Annotated in this window: 17 protein-coding genes and 2 other annotated features; of the genes, 16 read left to right on the top strand and 1 reads right to left on the bottom strand. The window is 41.8% G+C overall.

Annotated features, from left to right (window positions below; all coding sequences use genetic code 11):
- Positions 1-357: 357 nt before the first annotated feature.
- From IW510_RS16730 to IW510_RS16655, 16 genes are all read left to right on the top strand, one after another.
- Entirely contained in the window at positions 358-1,305 is a 948-nt protein-coding gene (locus tag IW510_RS16730; RefSeq protein ID WP_202061611.1) for an ABC transporter permease, read from the top strand.
- Positions 1,302-2,270 carry an iron chelate uptake ABC transporter family permease subunit gene (locus IW510_RS16725; protein ID WP_202061609.1) on the top strand — a complete coding sequence of 323 codons (969 nt, stop codon included), beginning with the start codon at positions 1,302-1,304 and terminating at the stop codon, positions 2,268-2,270. The genes IW510_RS16730 and IW510_RS16725 overlap by 4 nt, the downstream gene beginning before the upstream one ends.
- Positions 2,267-3,025, top strand: coding sequence for an iron ABC transporter ATP-binding protein (locus IW510_RS16720; RefSeq protein WP_202061607.1), 759 nt, complete (start codon positions 2,267-2,269; stop codon positions 3,023-3,025). The genes IW510_RS16725 and IW510_RS16720 overlap by 4 nt, the downstream gene beginning before the upstream one ends.
- Before the next feature lie 103 nt (positions 3,026-3,128).
- Positions 3,129-4,091, top strand: a complete 963-nt coding sequence (locus tag IW510_RS16715) for a siderophore ABC transporter substrate-binding protein (RefSeq protein ID WP_202061605.1) — start codon at positions 3,129-3,131, stop codon at positions 4,089-4,091.
- A 72-nt stretch (positions 4,092-4,163) separates the two neighbouring features.
- Positions 4,164-4,394 (top strand) — a binding site (T-box leader).
- 315 nt (positions 4,395-4,709) lie between these two features.
- Complete coding sequence (locus IW510_RS16710; protein ID WP_202061604.1) at positions 4,710-6,347, top strand: peptide ABC transporter substrate-binding protein; 1,638 nt, start codon at positions 4,710-4,712, stop codon at positions 6,345-6,347.
- Positions 6,348-6,360: 13 nt separating this feature from the next.
- On the top strand, positions 6,361-7,602 hold the full coding sequence (gene pepT / locus IW510_RS16705; RefSeq protein ID WP_202061603.1) for a peptidase T: 1,242 nt from the start codon (positions 6,361-6,363) through the stop codon (positions 7,600-7,602).
- 72 nt (positions 7,603-7,674) lie between these two features.
- Positions 7,675-7,905 (top strand) — a binding site (T-box leader).
- Between the two features lie 387 nt (positions 7,906-8,292).
- The gene (gene trpE / locus IW510_RS16700) at positions 8,293-9,660 is read left to right on the top strand and encodes an anthranilate synthase component I (RefSeq protein ID WP_202061602.1); all 1,368 of its coding nucleotides are present in this window, start codon (positions 8,293-8,295) and stop codon (positions 9,658-9,660) included.
- The gene (locus tag IW510_RS16695; RefSeq protein WP_202061601.1) at positions 9,657-10,247 is read left to right on the top strand and encodes an anthranilate synthase component II; all 591 of its coding nucleotides are present in this window, start codon (positions 9,657-9,659) and stop codon (positions 10,245-10,247) included. Before trpE ends, IW510_RS16695 begins: the two co-directional genes overlap by 4 nt.
- The gene (trpD, locus tag IW510_RS16690; RefSeq protein ID WP_202061600.1) at positions 10,231-11,244 is read left to right on the top strand and encodes an anthranilate phosphoribosyltransferase; all 1,014 of its coding nucleotides are present in this window, start codon (positions 10,231-10,233) and stop codon (positions 11,242-11,244) included. Before IW510_RS16695 ends, trpD begins: the two co-directional genes overlap by 17 nt.
- On the top strand, positions 11,245-12,003 hold the full coding sequence (gene trpC, locus IW510_RS16685; protein WP_202061598.1) for an indole-3-glycerol phosphate synthase TrpC: 759 nt from the start codon (positions 11,245-11,247) through the stop codon (positions 12,001-12,003).
- Positions 12,000-12,599: a phosphoribosylanthranilate isomerase gene (locus tag IW510_RS16680; RefSeq protein ID WP_202061596.1), complete on the top strand. Its 600-nt coding sequence runs from the start codon at positions 12,000-12,002 to the stop codon at positions 12,597-12,599. Before trpC ends, IW510_RS16680 begins: the two co-directional genes overlap by 4 nt.
- Positions 12,599-13,795 carry a tryptophan synthase subunit beta gene (trpB, locus tag IW510_RS16675; protein ID WP_202061595.1) on the top strand — a complete coding sequence of 399 codons (1,197 nt, stop codon included), beginning with the start codon at positions 12,599-12,601 and terminating at the stop codon, positions 13,793-13,795. Before IW510_RS16680 ends, trpB begins: the two co-directional genes overlap by 1 nt.
- On the top strand, positions 13,792-14,559 hold the full coding sequence (trpA, locus tag IW510_RS16670; protein WP_202061594.1) for a tryptophan synthase subunit alpha: 768 nt from the start codon (positions 13,792-13,794) through the stop codon (positions 14,557-14,559). Before trpB ends, trpA begins: the two co-directional genes overlap by 4 nt.
- 282 nt (positions 14,560-14,841) lie before the next feature.
- Complete coding sequence (locus tag IW510_RS16665; protein ID WP_202061593.1) at positions 14,842-15,675, top strand: histidine phosphatase family protein; 834 nt, start codon at positions 14,842-14,844, stop codon at positions 15,673-15,675.
- 380 nt (positions 15,676-16,055) lie between these two features.
- On the top strand, positions 16,056-16,892 hold the full coding sequence (locus IW510_RS16660) for a histidine phosphatase family protein (protein ID WP_202061592.1): 837 nt from the start codon (positions 16,056-16,058) through the stop codon (positions 16,890-16,892).
- 186 nt (positions 16,893-17,078) lie between these two features.
- Positions 17,079-18,071, top strand: a complete 993-nt coding sequence (locus IW510_RS16655) for a hypothetical protein (RefSeq protein ID WP_202061590.1) — start codon at positions 17,079-17,081, stop codon at positions 18,069-18,071.
- Between the two features lie 6 nt (positions 18,072-18,077).
- Here IW510_RS16655 and IW510_RS16650 read toward each other — a convergent pair whose 3' ends face one another.
- Complete coding sequence (locus IW510_RS16650) at positions 18,078-19,139, bottom strand: polyprenyl synthetase family protein (RefSeq protein ID WP_202061589.1); 1,062 nt, start codon at positions 19,137-19,139, stop codon at positions 18,078-18,080.
- Positions 19,140-19,173 lie beyond the last annotated feature (34 nt).

The following is a 19,173-nucleotide window of genomic DNA, read 5'->3' as shown; positions in this document are numbered from 1 at the left end:
CCTTCTTCTTTTTAGTCGTTGAATCAGCTTGAACGTACTATTGTTTTTCGTGAAATCAGCTGCTGGATTCTATTGCTTCTTTTTTTAGCTGCATTTTTAAAACTTACTTATTCATTTCAGAAGCAGCGTACGAAAAACTTCATTATCCCTTATATTTCACGGATTTCCACAGCTAATTCATTTGTTTTGATTATACCATATTATTGAAAAAGGGGTTGGGTGATGAAAAGTATATCTATCATCTTTTTTCGGGGAATTGAAGAAATATTTCACAAAAATTGTTGCTTTTACCTAAACTTTCGAATAAACTGTAAACAAGAATGAAAATCATTCTCAATTAGAAAGAGGAGCAGATGCATGAAAAAAATAGGCCTATTTTTGTTTTTACTCCTTTTGGCTTTCATATCGATATTTGTTGGTGTAAAAGATATTTCTTTTACCCAGCTTTTTCAATGGGATTCGGAGCAGCAGCTTGTGCTGTTAGCGACCAGAGTTCCAAGAACGGTGAGTTTAATGATTGCCGGCAGCACGATTAGTATTTCCGGTTTAATCATGCAGCATTTGACACAAAACAAATTTGTTTCACCAAGTACAGCCGGAACAATGGATAGTGCCCGTCTGGGGATTTTGGTCGTGATGGTCTTTTTCCCGACAGCACCGCTATTGTTTCGCTCCGTTATTGCATTCTTATTTGCACTTGTCGGAACGTTGATTTTTCTTTCCCTGACACGGCTTCTGCCTGCAAAAAATCAGGTGATGGTTCCGTTGATTGGCGTGATGTTCGGAAACATCATCGGGTCAATCGCAACATTTTTTGCTTATCAATTTCAACTGGTGCAAAATATGTCTTCTTGGCTGCAGGGAAATTTCTCAACCGTGATGAAGGGCAGCTATGAGCTGTTATATCTAACGCTACCGTTGTTAATACTGGTTTATTTGTTTGCGTATCGTTTTACGATTGCCGGTATGGGGGAAGATATGGCGACTAATGTCGGCTTGAACTATCAGCGTACCCAGCTTCTTGGGTTGAGTATTGTTGCACTGTCCAGTGCGGTGGTATTGATTATGGTTGGGAGTATTCCCTTTTTAGGTGTTATCGTTCCTAACCTTGTGGCGATGTATTACGGGGATCATATGAAGAATACATTGAGTGTAACAGCTATTGGTGGAAGTATCTTTCTGCTGATTTGTGATATCTTGGCACGAGTCGTGATTGCTCCTTATGAAATCCCGGTCAGTGTTGTGGTCGGTATTCTGGGAAGCGTGATTTTTATCGCTCTTCTTTTGAGGAGGCGGACGGCATGAAAAAACTGTTAGGACACTCGTGGACTAAAATTTTACTTTTACTCTTTGGTGTAATGATCGTTTGTTTTTTATACCTGACATATAAGACCTACGGCAACTGGTCCTTTGCGCTGGCGCTAAGAGGCAAAAAATTAGTAGCGTTCATTCTGGTTGGAATAGGTGCAGCATTTTCGACCATTAGTTTTCAGACCGTGACACAAAATCATTTCCTAACGCCCAATATTTTAGGCTTGGATGCTCTTTATGTGTTTATTCAGACGGTACTGTTCTTCTTTCTCGGTGGACAGGTAATTCTGGGTCAGGAGTCCATTCCTCAGTTTTTAGGAAACATTGTGTTGATGATGGGCGTCAGTATTCTGCTATCTAAGTTTTTACTGGGAAAAGGGAAAAATGATCTCTTCTTATTACTGATGATTGGTATGATTTTAGGTACATTTTTCAATAGTATCAGTACCTTTTTACAGGTTGTTATGGACCCCAACGAATATGATTTGCTGCAGGGAAAATTATTTGCCAGCTTTGGCAATGTAAACAGTCATTATCTTGTACTTGCAGCGATTCTGATGTTGATTTTTACCGCGTTTCTATGGTCCCAAAGTCATTCGCTGGATGTCCTTCATTTAGGAAATGACCAGGCGATGAATTTAGGCATTGATGTTTCGCGTTTTCAACTAATCTTGTTAATTATCATCAGCGGTATCGTCGGTCTTTCCACGGTATTAGTGGGTCCGGTCACATTCTTGGGCTTCATTGTAGCAAACATGAGCTATCAGCTGATGGGAACCTATCGGCATAGAGAGCTGTTTATCGGGGGCAGCCTGCTGGCCATTTTACTGCTAGTGATGGGCCAGTTTCTGGTGGAACAGGTATTTGCTCTTAACACGACGTTAAGTATCGTGATAGAGTTTGGCGGCGGAGTCTACTTTGTCGGGAAAATAATCAGTGAAAGGAAGCAGCAGAAATGATCGAAATCAAAAATGTATCCAAGAAATATGGAGAAAAACTAGTTGTTTCAGAGGTCCAGCTGCCGGTTGCCGAGCAAAAGCTGACGGCTTTTATCGGTCCGAATGGCGCGGGGAAGAGTACGCTGCTTTCAATGATGAGCCGATTGATACCTAAGGATACCGGAGAAATTTATCTGGATCATAATGAAGTGAAGACTTGGAAGCAAAATGAGCTGTCAAAAAAGCTGTCAATCCTTAAGCAAGCCAATAATATCAGCTTGAAGCTGACAGTTAGGGAACTAGTCAGCTTTGGTCGTTTCCCTTATTCAAAAGGACGACTGAATAAGGAAGACCAAGAGAAGGTCGAGGAAGCGATGGCACACCTTGGGCTGACGGAGCTGGCAGATACATTGATCGACACCTTGTCTGGTGGTCAGCTGCAGCGGGCATACATTGCGATGGTGATTGCACAGGATACAAATTATATTCTGCTGGATGAGCCGTTGAATAATTTGGATATGAATTATGCCGTTCAGATGATGCAAATTCTGCGTCGACTGGTGGATGAGTTTGGTAAAACGGTGGTCATCGTTTTGCATGACATCAATTTTGCGGCAAGCTATGCGGATGAAATTGTGGCGATGAAGGATGGCAAGCTGTTTGCCCATGGTAGTACAGACGAAATTATCCAATCAAAAACGCTGAATCGTTTATATGATATGAATATTCGCATTTGTGAAATCGAAGGAAAAAGATTCTGCATGTATTTTAGTTAGTAAATAGAAACGTGGGACAAGAAGTGCGTTTTCCTTCAATGATAAGGAAATCTGCTTCACCACGCATACAATAAAAAGAACAATCAAATTTTGGAGGAAAAAGATGAAGAAGAAACTTTTAGCTTTTGCAGCATTTTCAACAGCAGCATTATTGGCACTTGGTGCTTGTGGAAACAGTGGGGATAAAGCAGGGTCTGCGGACTCTTCAACAGCAGGCAGTGAAGCCGCAACAACCATTACGGTAGAAGATTCAGAAGAATCGGTAGAGGTGCCGAAAAATCCTAAGAAAGTCGTTGTTTTTGATAATGGTTCACTGGACACATTAGATGCGTTAGGTGTCGGCGAAACAGTTATTGGAGCGCCAACCGCCAATCTGCCTGAATACCTAAGCGCCTATGCAGATGTTGAATCAGCAGGGGGAATTAAAGAACCTGATTTAGAAAAAATCAATGAGCTGCAGCCGGATTTAATTATCATTTCCGGTCGCCAGCAAGACTTCAAAGAAGACCTTAGCGCTATTGCGCCAACCCTGTATCTTTCAGTAGATGCTGCGGATACATGGAATTCTACAAAGAAAAACATCGAAACATTAGCTGAAATTTTTGATAAACAGGATGAAGCAGATGAAAAGATTGCTGCATTGGAAGACGAAATCGCAGAAGTGAAAGAAAAAGCAGAAGCGACAGATGAGAAAGCGTTGGTTGTTTTGTTGAATGAAGGACAGTTGTCTGCGTACGGAGAAGGCTCACGTTTTGGCATCGTACATGACACATTCGGCTTTAAGCAAGCGGATGAAAATATCGAAGCTTCAACACACGGACAAAGTGTTTCTTATGAGTATGTGTTGGAAAAGAATCCGGATATCCTATTTGTTGTCGATCGTACACAAGCAATCGGTGGCGATACAACCAATGATAACATTACAGACAATGAATTAATTAAGCAGACAAATGCCGGTAAAAACGGTAAAGTAATTACTTTGCAGCCAGATGTTTGGTATCTAAGCGGCGGCGGTCTGGAATCTATGCACTTGATGATTGAAGACGTGACGAAAGCATTAGATTAATTAAAAAAAGATAAAAAATAAATTGACTATGAAAAAAATATCTGTTAAAATTCTCATTAATCTATTATCTATAGAAATGTGAAGAGAAGGAAAGTACTTTTCAGAATAACTCCAAGAGAGTCTCGAATGGTGGGAAGAGACAGTGACGCTGAAGACGAAAATGGCCTTTGAACAGATTGGTTGACTAGTTTAAACCAATACAGGAGCGCCTGTTACAGCGCCACAGTATGTTTGTACTGGTAGAGTGGACTTTTTTAGTCAATTAAAGGTGGTACCGCGATAGCTCAAGCTCTCGTCCTTTTCAAGGATGAGGGCTTTTTTTGTTGTTTTGCTTTACGAGCAAGTGCCATTCAACCATGGGTCAAAATATGTCTTGAGGTAAAGAGTACTGCCAATTAGACTGGATTCTGATTGTTTGAGTGCCGTCCAAGCTGGTTCGGCTTGTATTGCTTGTTTGTAATGAAATAGGTGCTTGGTGAAGCCGGTTTGTTTCATGAACCAGTGGATGTCAGGGGTGATGAAAGCACCTATTTCTAAGCAAAGCGGTCATGGTCGGTCAGGTAGGCATGCGCCATCCATCAAACTATAGATAATGTGGATAAACAAGGAGGAAGAAGTATGAAGAAAAAAGCAATTTCAGCAAGCTTGGTCATTGTCGGATTATTATTGACAGCTTGCGGCGGCGGGGCAGCAGAAACAACAAAATCAAGTGAAAAGGCAGTGGTCGAACAGAAAATTTCGATTAGTTCACCGGCACCGATTTCAACCTTGGATACAACACAGGCAATGGATAAAAATACGTTTACAATGATTCAGCACTTATTTGAAGGACTTTGCCGTTTCGATGATGACAGCAATCCGATTCCGGGGTTAGCGGAAAAAGTGGATGTGAGTGAAGATGGACTGACCTATACCTTTACACTGCGGGATGATATCAAATGGAGTAACGGTGAACCAATCACAGCGAAAGATTTTGAATTTTCATGGAAGCGTCTTGTTGATCCGGCTACGATTGGCCCAAATGCCTATTTATTGGATAATGTGAAAAACAGTAAAGCCATTCGAACTGGAGAAAAGCCGGTAGAGGAAATGGGTATTGAAGCGACCGACAATCAATTTATCGTGACCTTGGATCAGGCACAGCCGTCATTTTTAGCAGTCGTTTCTATCGGCTGGCTGGCACCTCAAAATGAAGCCTACGTGACAGAGCAGGGAGAGGCTTACGCGTCAGACAGTGAACATTTGATTTATAGTGGACCGTACACGCTGGCGGATTGGAATGCCTCCTCTGATACATGGACGTTGAAGAAGAATCCTGAGTATTATGCAGCGGATGAAGTGAAGCTGGAAGAAGTTGCTGTCAGCACGGTCAAAGAAGAAAACACAGGCATCAATTTGTATCAATCAGATGAATTGGATTTGACTCGCATCAGCGGACAATATGTTCAACAATACAGCAATGATCCAGGCTACGTGACACACTCAGACGTAGCGAATAATTACTTGGATTTCAATAAAAAAGCGGGAACCACGCTGGCAAATGTTCATCTTCGTAAAGCAATCGCTCAGGCTATTGATAAAGAGGCGTTGACGACAAGTGTACTGGATGATGGCTCTAAACCTTTGAACGGCTTAATCCCTGCTAATCTGTATAGCAACCCGAATACATCGGAGGATTTCAGAGCATACAGCGGCGACCATTTAGTTTACAATGTCGATCAGGCACAGGCTGAATGGAAAAAGGCGCAAAAAGAACTGGGAGATACAGTGAAATTGACCTTGCTTGCTTCTGATGACGATCAAGGGAAAAAGGTTGCGGAGTATATCCAAAGTCAGCTGCAGGACAATCTGAAAGGCTTGGAAATCGTTATCTCTGCACAACCGAAAAACAATGTGACACAATCACGTAAGGATAAAAATTATGAGCTGTCTCTATCTGGCTGGATTGCCGGCAGCAGTGATTTGGATTCCTATTTCAATTTATACGAAGGCAGCTCAGCCTATAATTATGGTGAATATAAAAATGCTGACTATGACAAGCTGGTAAATGCAGCGAAAACTGTCGATGCCAATACACCGGACAAGCAATTTGAAGATTACAAAAAGGCAGAGGATATCCTGCTGAATCAAGAGGCAGCACAAGTGCCTATCTATCAAAGCGCATCGAACTACTTAATCAATCCGTCATTGAAGGGTATCAGCTATCATTTATACGGTGATTATTTCAATCTGCGAACAGCGTATCTGGAAGAATAGGAGCAAGTAGAAGATGAATAAAGAGAGACTATTGGAACGATTTCTCCGCTATGTGAAGGTGAATACCCGTTCCGATGCAGCAAGTCAGACCATTCCGACAACAGCGGGTCAGATTGAGCTGGCAAAGAGTATTAAAGAAGAGCTTCAGGACATCGGCTTGGCAGATATCCACTACAACGAGCAGAATGGATTTCTGACAGCAAAGCTTCCGGCCAATACGCGGGAAACAGTACCGGCAATCGGCTTTATTGCACACTTAGACACAGCAGATTTCAACGCGGAAGGCATCAATCCTCAGGTGTTTCCCGATTATGATGGGCAGGATGTTGTATTGAACGAAGCACTGGCGATAACGATGCAGGTGACGGAATTTCCTAACTTGAGTGAGTATAAAGGGCAAACGCTGATTACAACAGACGGCACAACACTGCTGGGCGCAGATGATAAGGCGGGTATCGTTGAAATCCTTGAGGCAGTTGAGTATTTACTTGCTCACCCGGAGATTACTCGTGGCGACATTTGGATTGCTTTTGGTCCCGACGAAGAGATTGGTCGCGGCGCCGATCGCTTTGATGTAGCGAATTTTCCGGCGCAGTTTGCTTATACAGTAGATAGCGGCAGAGTCGGCAGCTTTGAATACGAGACCTTCAATGCAGCACAGGCAGTGATTGAAATTGAGGGAACGAGTGTGCATCCCGGCACCGCCTATGGCATGATGGTTAATGCTGTAAAGGTGGGAGAACAGCTTGATGCGCTATTGCCGGCAGAGGAAGTACCTGAAAAAACGCAAGGCTACGAGGGCTTCTATCTGTTGAACAGGTTCTCCGGAACGATTGATCATGCCGAATTAGTTTATATTATCCGCGATCACGATAAAGCACTCTTTGAAAAAAGAAAAGAGTTTTTACAGGCTCTGGTGCAGCAGCTTAACACGCAGTTGGATCGCCCAAGATGTACAATTTCTATTCAAGACCAGTACTACAATATGAAAGAGATTATCGAAAAGGATATGCGACCGGTAGAATTAGCCATACAGGCGATGAAGAATCTTGGCATCGAACCGAAAATCGCACCATTTCGTGGAGGAACAGACGGATCGAAAATTTCCTATCTCGGATTACCGACACCTAACCTGTTTGCAGGCGGAGAGAATTTTCACGGGCAATACGAATTTATCACTGTGGAGGCAATGGAAGCTGCTGCACGCACCATCGTTGAAATTGCTAAGGAAAATGTCAGAATAAATAGAGGATAAAATGCGTTTATCAAAAAAAGTAAGAAAAACTTGTTGACAAAATGAGAAATCTCTAATATGATAGTTACCAATATCAAAGCTTCGAGAAAGAGGAGTAGCAATATCCGGTACTTTACAGAGAGCTGATGGCGGTGGAAATCAGCAGGGAAGGGATTGTGAATGGACTTTCGAGCGAAATGCTGAATCATAGTAGGCGTTTCCGGGTACTCCCGTTACAGAGAAAAGTCGTTGTTAGACGACTGATAAAGAGGAAAGAATGATTCTTTCAATATTGAGGTGGCACCGTGACTTTTCACCCTCAAACCATAGTGTTTTTATGGTTTGAGGGTTTTTTGTTTTTTTTCGGGGCAGCTCATTGAAGGGAAGAATCGATTTCCAATGAGGTGGTACCGTGGATAGCTAAATTATTCGCCCTCAGAGAACAGCAGGTCTGTTTTCTGAGGGCTTTTTTGTTGGTAAAGATAGTATAAAATTTTTGAGTTTGTCCCCCTAGTGATATCAAGGAGGGAGCAAGGAAACCACATGGAGAATGTCTAGCTTCACGAGCAAGCTCTCTTCGGCAATAAGTCGAGTCAACCTCATGATAAAGAACATCATGTGTTTACCTCGAGCTTATTGCTCGAGAGCTGAACGAGCTCGTTCAGCTTTTCTAATATGTATGGATAAATAACGAGATGGAGGGGAAAGGTTATGCAGCAAACGAAAGAAATACAAGCGGATTACTTAACTGCAGTATCTGCTTTTTTAAGAATCAAGGGAAAGAACAAATGCCTACTGGAAAGTATTCCCAGAGATAAGAGTCAAGGAAGGTACACAATCATTGCGTGGAATCCGATAAAGGAAATCACTGTACGAGAGAAGCTGTTTGAAATTTCCGGCACCCCTCCTTATCAGGTAGAAGACCCGTTAAAAGAGTTGGAACGTCAGATTCTGGTGACAGAAACACCTGTAGAGGGACTTCCTTTTCAAGGCGGCGGGATAGGGTATGTCGGTTACGATGTTATCGCGAGCTATGAGGCATTAGGTGCAATACCCACGGATGAGACAGGGATACCGGACATTCATTTTTATCTATTTGATTCCTACTTGGTATTCGATCATCTTAATGAACGCATTCTATTGGTGGAATCGGATAGCTACTCCAAACGCTCGGAGGCTGAGCTGAAAGCAGCATTAGTACAGACTGCCAATGAGTTGAGCCAATCTGCTGCAGAAGAAGTAAAAGCACTGAAGCTGAAAAAGATGACCTATACCAGCAATTTTTCTAAAGCAGAATTTGAAAGTACTGTGAAAAAAATCAAGCAGTATATCACTGCAGGGGATATGTTTCAGATGGTGCCATCACAGCGGTTGACAGCTGAATGTCTAAATGAACCTTTTGATTATTACCGTCGGCTGCGTGTGGAGAACCCGTCTTCGTATCTGTATTTTATGGATTTCACAGATACATTTATTGTCGGCTCTTCACCGGAACGCTTAGTTAGCGTAAGAGACGGAATTGTAACAACCAACCCAATTGCGGGAACCAGAAAAAGGGGCGAGACTATCGAGGAAGACCAGCAGTTGGCAACGGAATTGTTAGAGGATGAAAAAGAACGAGCGGAGCATTTGATGCTGATTGATCTGGGGCGAAACGATATTGGGAAAATCAGTGAACTAGGTACTGTGGAGGTGCCGACCTATATGGTTATTGAGAAGTATCGCTTTGTGATGCACATCGTTTCTGTTGTTACAGGAAAGCTGAAAAAGGAGCACTCGGCAATGGATGCTTTGAAAGCGACTTTACCGGCAGGTACGGTCAGCGGTGCACCAAAGATTCGAGCGATGCAGCGGATTTATGAACTGGAGCCGGTAAAAAGAGGGATTTACGCCGGAGCTGTCGGGTATTTATCCAAAAATAACCAAGCGGATTTTGCCATTGCGATTCGCACGATGGTTATTTATAAAGGAAAAGCGTATGTACAGGCCGGAGCAGGGATTGTCTATGATTCGGACCCTGAAAAAGAATATGAAGAAACACTGCAAAAAGCCAAAGCATTATTGGAGGTGGGGGAATGATTCTGTTAATCGATAACTATGATTCTTTTACGTATAATCTGGTGCAATTGGCGGGTTCAGGAGCGGAGCTGAAGGTTGTCAGAAATGATAGCCCAACCCTTGCTGAGGATGCTGAAGCAGCGACAGGTATCATCATATCCCCCGGTCCGGGAACGCCGCAGGAAATTGGACAGGTACTTCAACTGATTCAACGTTTTTACAAAGGAAAGCCGATTTTAGGTATTTGCCTGGGGCATCAGGCAATAGGTGCTGCTTTTGGAGAGACTGTCAAACAGGCGGAGCGAATTTATCATGGGAAGGCCTCGATTGTCAGACGAGAAAACGGTCGGTTGTTTGCTGGCGTGAGTGACACCTTTTCTGTCATTCGTTATCATTCGTTAGTCATTGATAAGTCTTCAGATTTAAACGATTTTCGAGTGGTTGCACGGTCAGAAGAGGATCAGGAAATTATGGCAATTGAGCACAAGCACTACCCATTGTTTGGCATCCAGTTTCATCCGGAATCAATCGGAACAAAAGAGGGCACAGTGATGCTGGCAAACTTTATTCAGCTATGTGGAGGGGAAAAGAATGAACGAATTATTTGAAAAAATATATCAGAAACAGCATTTATCGAAGGAAGAAACGAAGCGCATTGCCGAAGAAATGTTTGAGGGGCGTTTGACGGATAGTCAGCTGGCCGCCTTTCTGACCGCAATGAAGTGTAAAGGAGAGACAGCCGGAGAGATGGCCGGACTGGCAGAAATCATCCAAAGTAAGGCGATGAAAATCAATTGTAATAGAGAAAACGTGATGGATAATTGTGGCACGGGCGGCGATCGTTCCAACAGCTTTAACATCAGTACGACAGCGGCATTTGTCTTGGCTTCAGGTGGAGTAACCGTTGCTAAACACGGGAATCGCAGTATTTCCAGCCGCTCAGGCAGTGCTGATATTTTCGAGCATTTAGGCGTCGATATGACACTTTCAGCAGAAAAGCTGGAACGATTGTTAAATGAAGTGGGCTTAGCCTTCCTTTTTGCTCCGCATATGCACCCAAGTATGCGCCATGTTATGAAGGTGCGGAGGGAGCTGGGGACACCGACCATTTTAAACCTGATTGGTCCGTTGACGAATCCCATTCCGCTGAACTCGCAGCTGATGGGGACATATCGATTGGATTTATTGGAGGAAACAGCACAAACTCTAGGCGAGCTTGGACGTGAACGAGCCGTTGTTGTAAACGGCGGTGGTCATTTAGATGAGGCTTCGCTGACTGGAACGACACATTATGCGCTGCTGGAAAATGGAAAAATAGATGTACGTCGCATCGAACCGGAGGAGCTGGGCTTTGAACGAATCTCTCTGGAAGCAATTCGCGGCGGCGATGCAAAGCAAAATACAGAAATCTTGTACGCTGTATTAAAAAATGAACGCAGCCCGTATTTGGATACGGTATTGTTTAATGCCGGACTTGGATTTTTCAGTAATGGAAAAACAGCTTCAGTGGAAGAAGGCATCCTTCTGGCACGTCGCTGTGTGAAGGATGGCGCAGCGATGGATAAGCTGCAGGAGTTTCTTAAAGTTCAAATGGAGGTGGCTTAAATGGATTTTCTGGAGAAAATATTGTTGAAAAAGGTATCTGAGGTTGAAGCGATGCCGTTAGAGGAAGTACAACCGCTGAGGCAGGTCACTTCTTTTTGTGAACGCGTCAACCGTCAACCGAATCACGTTCATATTATTGGGGAAATCAAGCGGGCTTCTCCGTCAAAGGGAGCAATCAACTTGAAGGTAGATGCTGTAGAGCAAGCAAAAATTTACGAAGCAGCCGGTGTTTCCGCAATCTCGGTACTAACAGATAAGCAATTTTTCAATGGGTCGATTGAAACGTTGAAAGAAGTTGCCGAAGCTGTAACTATCCCAGTGCTGTGCAAGGATTTTATTATTGATGAAAAGCAACTGATCCGTGCTCGAAATGCCGGAGCGACGATGGTTTTGCTGATTGTTGCTGCTTTATCGAAGCGACGCTTGACCACCTTGTATAAACAGGCACAGGAGTTGGGCTTGGAGGTTTTGGTGGAGGTACACAATCAAAAGGAACAGGAAATAGCAGAAAATCTGGGTGCTTCTCTGATTGGTGTGAACAATCGAGATTTAAAAACTTTTGAGGTGTCTATTGAGACTAGCATCGGGCTTGGGGAACTGCAAAAATCAACTGCTGTTTATATCAGTGAATCGGGCTTTGAAACAGGTGCTCAGGTTCAGCGTATCAGTAACAACTATCAAGGCATATTGGTAGGGGAAACCTTGATGCGGTCAGCTTCTCCTGCTGAAAAAGTCAAAGAATTGCAGGTGCTGAGATGAAGGTCAAAATTTGTGGATTGAAAACAAAGGAAGCAGTAGATACAGCGGTAAAGCACGGAGCCGATTTTATCGGATTTGTTTTTGCGGAAAGCAAGCGGAAAATCACGCCGGAGGCAGTACGAAAAATTACAGAAGATGTTCCTTCTGGGGTAAAAAAGGTCGGCGTTTTTGTCTCGCCATCACTTGAAGAGCTGGAGCAGGTGATTGAAACAGCAGGTTTGGATATGGTTCAGATTCATGGCAGGCAGTTAGTTGAACGCCCATCAGTACCGCTTATATCGGCGGTGTCTGTCAGTAAGAAAACAGAACCGCTTGTCGGAATTCAGACAGTGGCGGATTATCTGCTGTTTGATGCACCACCGAAAGAATACGCCGGCGGAAACGGCGAAACCTTTGATTGGGAACAATTGGATATAGAGCAAGTAGGCGATAAAAAAGTATTTATTGCCGGTGGACTGACGATTGAAAATGTGCAGCAGGCAAAAGCTGTATTCCAGCCTTACGCAGTAGACGTGTCCAGCGGGGTGGAGACGAATGGCGAGAAGGATTTGGAAAAGATTAGTAGGTTTTTGGAAAAAGCAAAGGGGGATATCTAATGTATAAGCAACCAACAAAAGAAGGATTTTATGGAAATTACGGCGGACAGTTCGTGCCGGAAACCTTGATGTATGCTATGAAGGAATTGGAAGAGGTGTATGAAGCTTCTAAAACAGATGCGGCCTTTCAAGAGGAATTATCTTATTACCTAAAGCAATATGTGGGCAGAGAAAATCCGTTGTATTATGCACAACGACTGACCGAGCAAATCGGCGGTGCTAAAATTTATCTAAAACGTGAGGACCTGAACCATACGGGTGCACATAAAATCAATAATACGATTGGTCAAATTTTATTGGCAAAGAAAATGGGGAAAAAGAAGGTTGTCGCAGAAACCGGCGCAGGACAGCACGGTGTGGCAACAGCAACCGTTGCCGCACTATTTGGGATGGAATGTACGATTTTCATGGGCGCAGTCGATGTTGCCCGCCAGTCACTGAATGTGTTTCGGATGGAGCTGTTGGGGGCGAAGGTCGAAAGTGTGGAATCTGGAAGTAAAACATTGAAGGACGCAGTAAATGAAGCATTACGCTATTGGGTTGCCAATGTTGAGGACACTCATTATGTGATGGGCTCTGTTCTTGGTCCGCACCCTTTTCCTGAAATCGTTCGTGATTATCAGAGTATCATAGGAACGGAAGCGAGACGCCAATTTCTGGAGGAAGAAGGGAAGCTCCCTGACGCAATTGTGGCGTGCGTGGGCGGCGGCAGCAATGCGATGGGTATCTTCTATCCGTTTATCAACGATGAGGTAGCATTGATTGGCGTAGAGGCAGCTGGTTTAGGCTTAGAAACGGGCGCGCATGCTGCCTCAATCACTAAAGGGCGGACAGGAATCCTACATGGGGCGATGATGAAGCTGTTACAGGATGAGGCTGGGCAGGTACAGGAAGCATTTTCCATTTCAGCAGGGTTGGATTATCCCGGTTTAGGTCCGGAGCATTGCCATTTAGATGAAACTGGGAGAGCCAGCTATGCCTTTGTGACGGATGAAGAAGCATTAGAGGCCTTCCAGCTGCTTTGCCGAACAGAAGGTATTATTCCGGCATTGGAAAGCTCACATGCGGTCAGTCATGCCGTTAAGGTAGCAAAAGAGCTCGGTCCGGATAAGCAGCTGATTATCTGTTTGTCCGGCAGAGGGGATAAAGATGTTCAGCAAATCAAAGAACTCTTGGAGAAGGGGGCAGTAAAATGAAAGCATTGGATAAAAAACTAAAAGAGCTGCAAGAGCAAAAACAGACAATTATTGTTCCTTATATCATGGCAGGGGCACAAGGGCTGGATCAGCTGGCAGAGGAAATTCATTTACTGGAAAAAGCTGGAGCCAGTGCCATTGAGCTGGGCATTCCCTTTTCTGATCCGGTAGCTGACGGACCAGTGATTCAGGCGGCCGGACTGGATGCCCTGAATCAAGGGGTGACCTTAGAAAAAATCATTGCCGTGTTACAGACTATCGAAACAGATATTCCTCTTGTTATTATGAGCTACCTTAATCCATTGTATTCCTTTGGTCTGGAACGTTTGGTTTCTGAATTGGGCAAAACACCAGTGAAAGGCCTGATTATTCCCGATATGCCTTATGAACATAGAGGATATCTGACACCATTATTAGAGCAGACGGATATCTCGCTAGTTCCGCTCGTAGCATTAACCACTCCAAGGGATCGAATCAAGCTGCTGGCAGAAGAGGGAGAAGGGTTTATCTATGCGGTCGCTGTCAATGGCGTAACGGGTACTGGCAGGCAGTACCAAGAGGAGTTGGATGAGCATTTGAAGTATATTCAACAGGTCAGCGACAAACCGGTATTAGCCGGATTCGGAGTATCAACAGTGGAACATGTCACGAGGTTTAGAGAAAGCTGTGCCGGCGTCGTTGTCGGCAGTAAAATTGTCAAGCTTTTGAAAGATGGAGAAAATGAAGAAGTTGCAGCCTTTGTTAAAGAAGTTGCAGCTGTTTAGGTAAACAGAGAGAATCGTTCAGGGAATTAGAAAGTTGTTATTTTTAGGTAGGATAAAATAAAGAGTGATTTTCATATAAAAGTCTTTTAATTCTTTCTTTTTGAATGTATAATATAACTAGTTAAATAGTTCGATGATGATTATATTAAACAAGTTAAACCGAATGATGTAGGTTTCTTTTGGAAATCTGCTGTTCGGTTTTTCTTTTGTTTTAGAAATCAAAAAATGCAAGGCTTCATCATCACTGTTTGGCAAAATAAATGAATGAATAGGAGCTAAAAGATGAACGTGAAGAAATTATTGGTAGGTATGGCAGCAACAGCATTGCTTTTGACCGGATGCGCTGGGGGTGCGGATAAGGTAAAGACAGCGGCTGAAACGAAGCAAGAAGAGGTTAGCGAAGTCACCATCTACTTTGCCCGCCATGGAGAAACCATGATGAATGCGGTAGAACGCGCACAAGGGTGGACAGATGCACCGTTGACGCCGGAAGGAATAAGTGGTGCTGAAGCATTAGGAAAGGGCTTGAAGGCAGCGGATATTACCTTTGATAAGGTGTATACCAGCACGAGTGGCCGAACACAGGAAACCGCTGAGCTGATTTTAGCGAATAATGGACAAGAGGATATGACCTATACAACAGATACACGTCTACGGGAATATAATTTCGGCACCTATGAAGGAATGAAGAATAAAGAAATGCTGACGGCGGTTGCTGAGGTGGACGGGGAAAGCTATGAAGAGTTCGTGGGTGACCTGCGAACGAATGGCTATTATCCTAAAGTTCTGCATCTGGCAGACGTTCTGTCAGAACTGGATCAGGAAAATGTGGAAGAAGGTAAGAACTGGCCCGCGGAAGACAGCCAGACGATCCTTGATCGGTTGTTTAGCGCACTAGATGATATTGTTGCAGACGCAGAAAAAGAAGGGCACGAGAATGTCTTGATAGTTTCCCACGGTATGAGTATTATTACGATTTTAGGACAGTTGGACACAGAAGAGGAGTATGAGCTGACAAGCATGAAGAATGCGAGTATTTCGACAATTGTGCACAAAGAGGGCGAGTATCGTGTGACCTCCGCAAATGATGTGAGTTATATTACTGAGGAAGAATAAATGCCATGTACATACTAGATTATGTACACGAACGATTTGCTTGGTGAAACGAACACAGAGAAAAAACTGAAAGAATAAACGCCTGGCAGCTTGTTGAGAAGCTGACCTGGTTTGTATCTAAAACGGTGCCGTCTTCTAAGGAAATAGATTACGGCATTGTTTTTTATTCGAAACAAAAGAAAAGGTTTTCATTTCGTTGGTTTGACTGTATACTATAAGTAGCTGAATAGCGGATAGTGATTGTTTTAAACAAGCTAAACCGAATTATGCGGATTTCTTTTAGAGATTGGCATAGTTGGGTTTTTTCTTTTTTTAAAGAAGGGGACGACCAGTCGATGCACTATTGGCTTTTGGCAAATTAGGTAAGGAGGAGCTTAAAAATGAACATGAAAAAATTATTGGTAGGAGTAGTTGCTGCAGTATTTTTGACAGGGTGTGCCGGGGGGACAGACAAGGCCGAAAATACAGTGGAAAGTAAAGCGCAGGAGAACAGTGAAGTCACCATCTACTTTGCCCGTCATGGCAAAACGATGTTGAATACTGTTGATCGCTCTCAGGGCTGGATTGATGCACCGTTGACACCAGCAGGAATTGAAGTGGCTGAATTCCTTGGAAAAGGGCTGAAGGCAGCGGATATTACGTTTGATAAGGTGTATACCAGCTCAAGCGGACGGACACAGGAGACAGCAGAGTTGATTCTGGAAAATAACGGACAGAAGGACATGGACTATACAAAGGATAAACGTCTGCGGGAATATAACTTTGGTACGTATGAAGGCATGATGAACGAGGAAATGCAAACAGCTGTCGCCGAAGCAGATGGCAAGACCTATGAGGAGTTCATGGAGGACATGCAGAAGGACGGCTTCTATAAATCCATTCTGCACTTTGCAGATGTTCTGGCAGAGCTGGATCAGGAAAATGTAGAGGAAGGCGTAAACTGGCCGGCAGAAGACAGCCAAGCGATTGTTGGACGCTTAACCGCTGCACTGGATGATATCGTCGCAGAAGCAGAAAAAGAAGGGCATAAGAATGTCCTAGTTGTTTCTCATGGTATGAGTATTATCACTCTGTTGGGCGAGCTTGACAGCGAAGCAGAGCTTCCGCCAACAGGCTTGAAAAATGCAAGCATCTCTACCGTGGTCTATAAGGATGGCGAATACAGCGTAGATGCTGTTAACGACATGACTTATGTGGAGAATGGGGAGAAGGAATAAAAGAATAAATAACCGAATGACTACTTTAAGATAACTGTCTTAAAGATAGCTCATTCGGTTTTTATGATTAAAAATAATCCAATTAAATAACTATTTATTATTTATCGTGAAAAATAGACGTTTTTTTAATGCGAAATCTTCGGTATAATATACAAATAACTACAAATTATTTGGAGGTAAATATGGGTGGAAAAAATCAATAGTTACTTATTGAGGTATAAATTGACTAACCGAGTGAGCATGATATCTCTGGCAAGTCTATTTTTGATTGGTCAAGTGTCCGATTCTTTTGTTAAGCATAATAATTTTATTTTTTATCAAGTTATTCTTCTAGGAATCATTGTTTTAGAATTTAGTGCAATTTCTACATTTTTAATAAAGCTTGAGAATCTGCAAAATGAAACTCAAACAGAACCAGAGCTTCATTCTGCTGTAAAAGAATATCAAAAAAGTTTGAATAAAAAGGCTGTCGGTTACTTACCTATAATATTCATTTTTATTTTCATGTTTTCCATCATTCAAAACGGTTTTGTATTTCTAAATATTACAGGTTTTTATGGAATTGGATTAGGAAGCGCTGCTTTTTATTTTGGTGTTATTGCTTATTATTACTACGTGACCTACCTATTTTTTTTACAGGATTTAAAAAAATTAAATTTTAGCGTAAACAATTATGCACCAGCTTATACGCCCTATTTTATTACCATAACAGACAACTTGATTACTGTTGAAAAATTTTTCTTTGTAATAGGGTTTCTGTATACGCTTCTCTATTCAATTATGTCCTTTAGTAGCGTATCATTTCATTCTTGGAAAATTACTTTGAATGTAGCTAACGAATATTGGTTCATTTTGACTTGGGTATTAATTCTTCTTTTTTTCGTTATCGCATATCCTATTCTGACAATTTATTCTAAACATATATTGAAAATTACAATTCAACTTTGTAAGATTAAGAAAATACAGGAGCAATTTGCTTTGATTGAATTTTTAGATAAGCAAACGCAAGTCGATAGAATTAACTCAACCATGGAAATTATAAGCCGTATAGAAAACTCTGCATCTCTGCCTTTAAATTTGACCAATAGTTTGTTTAATAAATTCTTTTCAATGTTTTTTACTTTCATTACTTTTATAACACCTTTTATTTCTATATATATAGAACATCTTTTAGCATAGCTGTGTTCAACTAAGTTTATCTAATGCTGTACCAATCATGTGTTCAATAAATAATGTAAATTCATGGATGTATTGCTTATTGTCTAACTCTGCGTCTAATGCATCTAGGTTCTTAAATATCTTTTTTTGCAAAGATTCACCGTAATCTAATACTTTAGATAAAATATTGTATTTATCAATTAAATCAAAAATTTCTTTTTTTGTTAAATCGGATTGTTCATGTGCTATAAGTGATTCTATAGTCTTTTTATCGGTATTATTGGCAGTTCCATATAAATAAGCAACTACAAAATTTTTTCTGGATGATGAAAAATCAAAATTTAAGCTTCCTTTATGTTGTTCATTCTTACTTGTAGAAGCAAATGGTTCAATATCATTATAGAGCTGAAAGATATGCCCATTTAGATTACCAATATCTTTTGTCAAGTTGAAGATTTTGGAGGAGGGATTTTTTTTTGAAGATAGTAATCCTATTAAATAGCTATTTTGGATTAACGTGCTAGTCTCTTTTTCAATAATATCTTGAATAAATTTGATGTTGAATATTTTTTCTGAGCTTTTATTAAGGGATAATTCTTCTAAACCTCCAAGAGACATTTGAGTCAGTGTATCTGCCAATAGTCCAATTCCTAAAGCACTGTTACCAGGAAGAATATGTTCATTTGAAAAAACTCCTAAATTTTTAAATGCATTTCCAATTAAATGTATAGAAAACAGTATCGCTTCAAAATCACCGTACTCTTTATGAAATGTAGGTGCACCATTCCTCATAGAATCATGATCAATTAAGTCATCAATAATAATCGACGATTTATGCAATAATTCAATAGAGTATGAGTTTTTTAGTAATAAATCGTAATTTTTTTCTTTTTCTTGAGCTTCCTCTACAGAAAAAAGAGCATAGTAGCCCCATGCGGCTAAAATAGGTCTGAGTCGACTTCCAGTAGACAATTGATAGCTTTTAGTGAATCCAGAATCCATCTTTTCTAATTCTGCCGACCAGAATTGATTAAAGTTAGTAATAAATGAATCTTTATTTGCTATTATTAGTTCTGTATATGTATACAAATTAGAAAACCTCCAAATAATTTGTAGTTATTTG

Origin of the sequence: Enterococcus sp. BWR-S5 (assembly GCF_016745255.1) — a bacterium.
GTDB lineage: Bacteria > Bacillota > Bacilli > Lactobacillales > Enterococcaceae > Enterococcus_L.
Note: the sequence above shows the minus strand (reverse complement) of the source record. Positions and strands in the feature narration are given on the sequence as shown.

Excerpts from the sequence above, each read along its gene's own strand:
- IW510_RS16730 (WP_202061611.1), top strand. The coding sequence starts at position 358 with ATGAAAAAAATAGGCCTATTTTTGTTTTTACTCCTTTTGGCTTTCATA.
- IW510_RS16725 (WP_202061609.1), top strand. The coding sequence starts at position 1,302 with ATGAAAAAACTGTTAGGACACTCGTGGACTAAAATTTTACTTTTACTC.
- IW510_RS16720 (WP_202061607.1), top strand. The coding sequence starts at position 2,267 with ATGATCGAAATCAAAAATGTATCCAAGAAATATGGAGAAAAACTAGTT.
- IW510_RS16715 (WP_202061605.1), top strand. The coding sequence starts at position 3,129 with ATGAAGAAGAAACTTTTAGCTTTTGCAGCATTTTCAACAGCAGCATTA.
- IW510_RS16710 (WP_202061604.1), top strand. The coding sequence starts at position 4,710 with ATGAAGAAAAAAGCAATTTCAGCAAGCTTGGTCATTGTCGGATTATTA.
- pepT (WP_202061603.1), top strand. The coding sequence starts at position 6,361 with ATGAATAAAGAGAGACTATTGGAACGATTTCTCCGCTATGTGAAGGTG.
- trpE (WP_202061602.1), top strand. The coding sequence starts at position 8,293 with ATGCAGCAAACGAAAGAAATACAAGCGGATTACTTAACTGCAGTATCT.
- IW510_RS16695 (WP_202061601.1), top strand. The coding sequence starts at position 9,657 with ATGATTCTGTTAATCGATAACTATGATTCTTTTACGTATAATCTGGTG.
- trpD (WP_202061600.1), top strand. The coding sequence starts at position 10,231 with ATGAACGAATTATTTGAAAAAATATATCAGAAACAGCATTTATCGAAG.
- trpC (WP_202061598.1), top strand. The coding sequence starts at position 11,245 with ATGGATTTTCTGGAGAAAATATTGTTGAAAAAGGTATCTGAGGTTGAA.
- IW510_RS16680 (WP_202061596.1), top strand. The coding sequence starts at position 12,000 with ATGAAGGTCAAAATTTGTGGATTGAAAACAAAGGAAGCAGTAGATACA.
- trpB (WP_202061595.1), top strand. The coding sequence starts at position 12,599 with ATGTATAAGCAACCAACAAAAGAAGGATTTTATGGAAATTACGGCGGA.
- trpA (WP_202061594.1), top strand. The coding sequence starts at position 13,792 with ATGAAAGCATTGGATAAAAAACTAAAAGAGCTGCAAGAGCAAAAACAG.
- IW510_RS16665 (WP_202061593.1), top strand. The coding sequence starts at position 14,842 with ATGAACGTGAAGAAATTATTGGTAGGTATGGCAGCAACAGCATTGCTT.
- IW510_RS16660 (WP_202061592.1), top strand. The coding sequence starts at position 16,056 with ATGAACATGAAAAAATTATTGGTAGGAGTAGTTGCTGCAGTATTTTTG.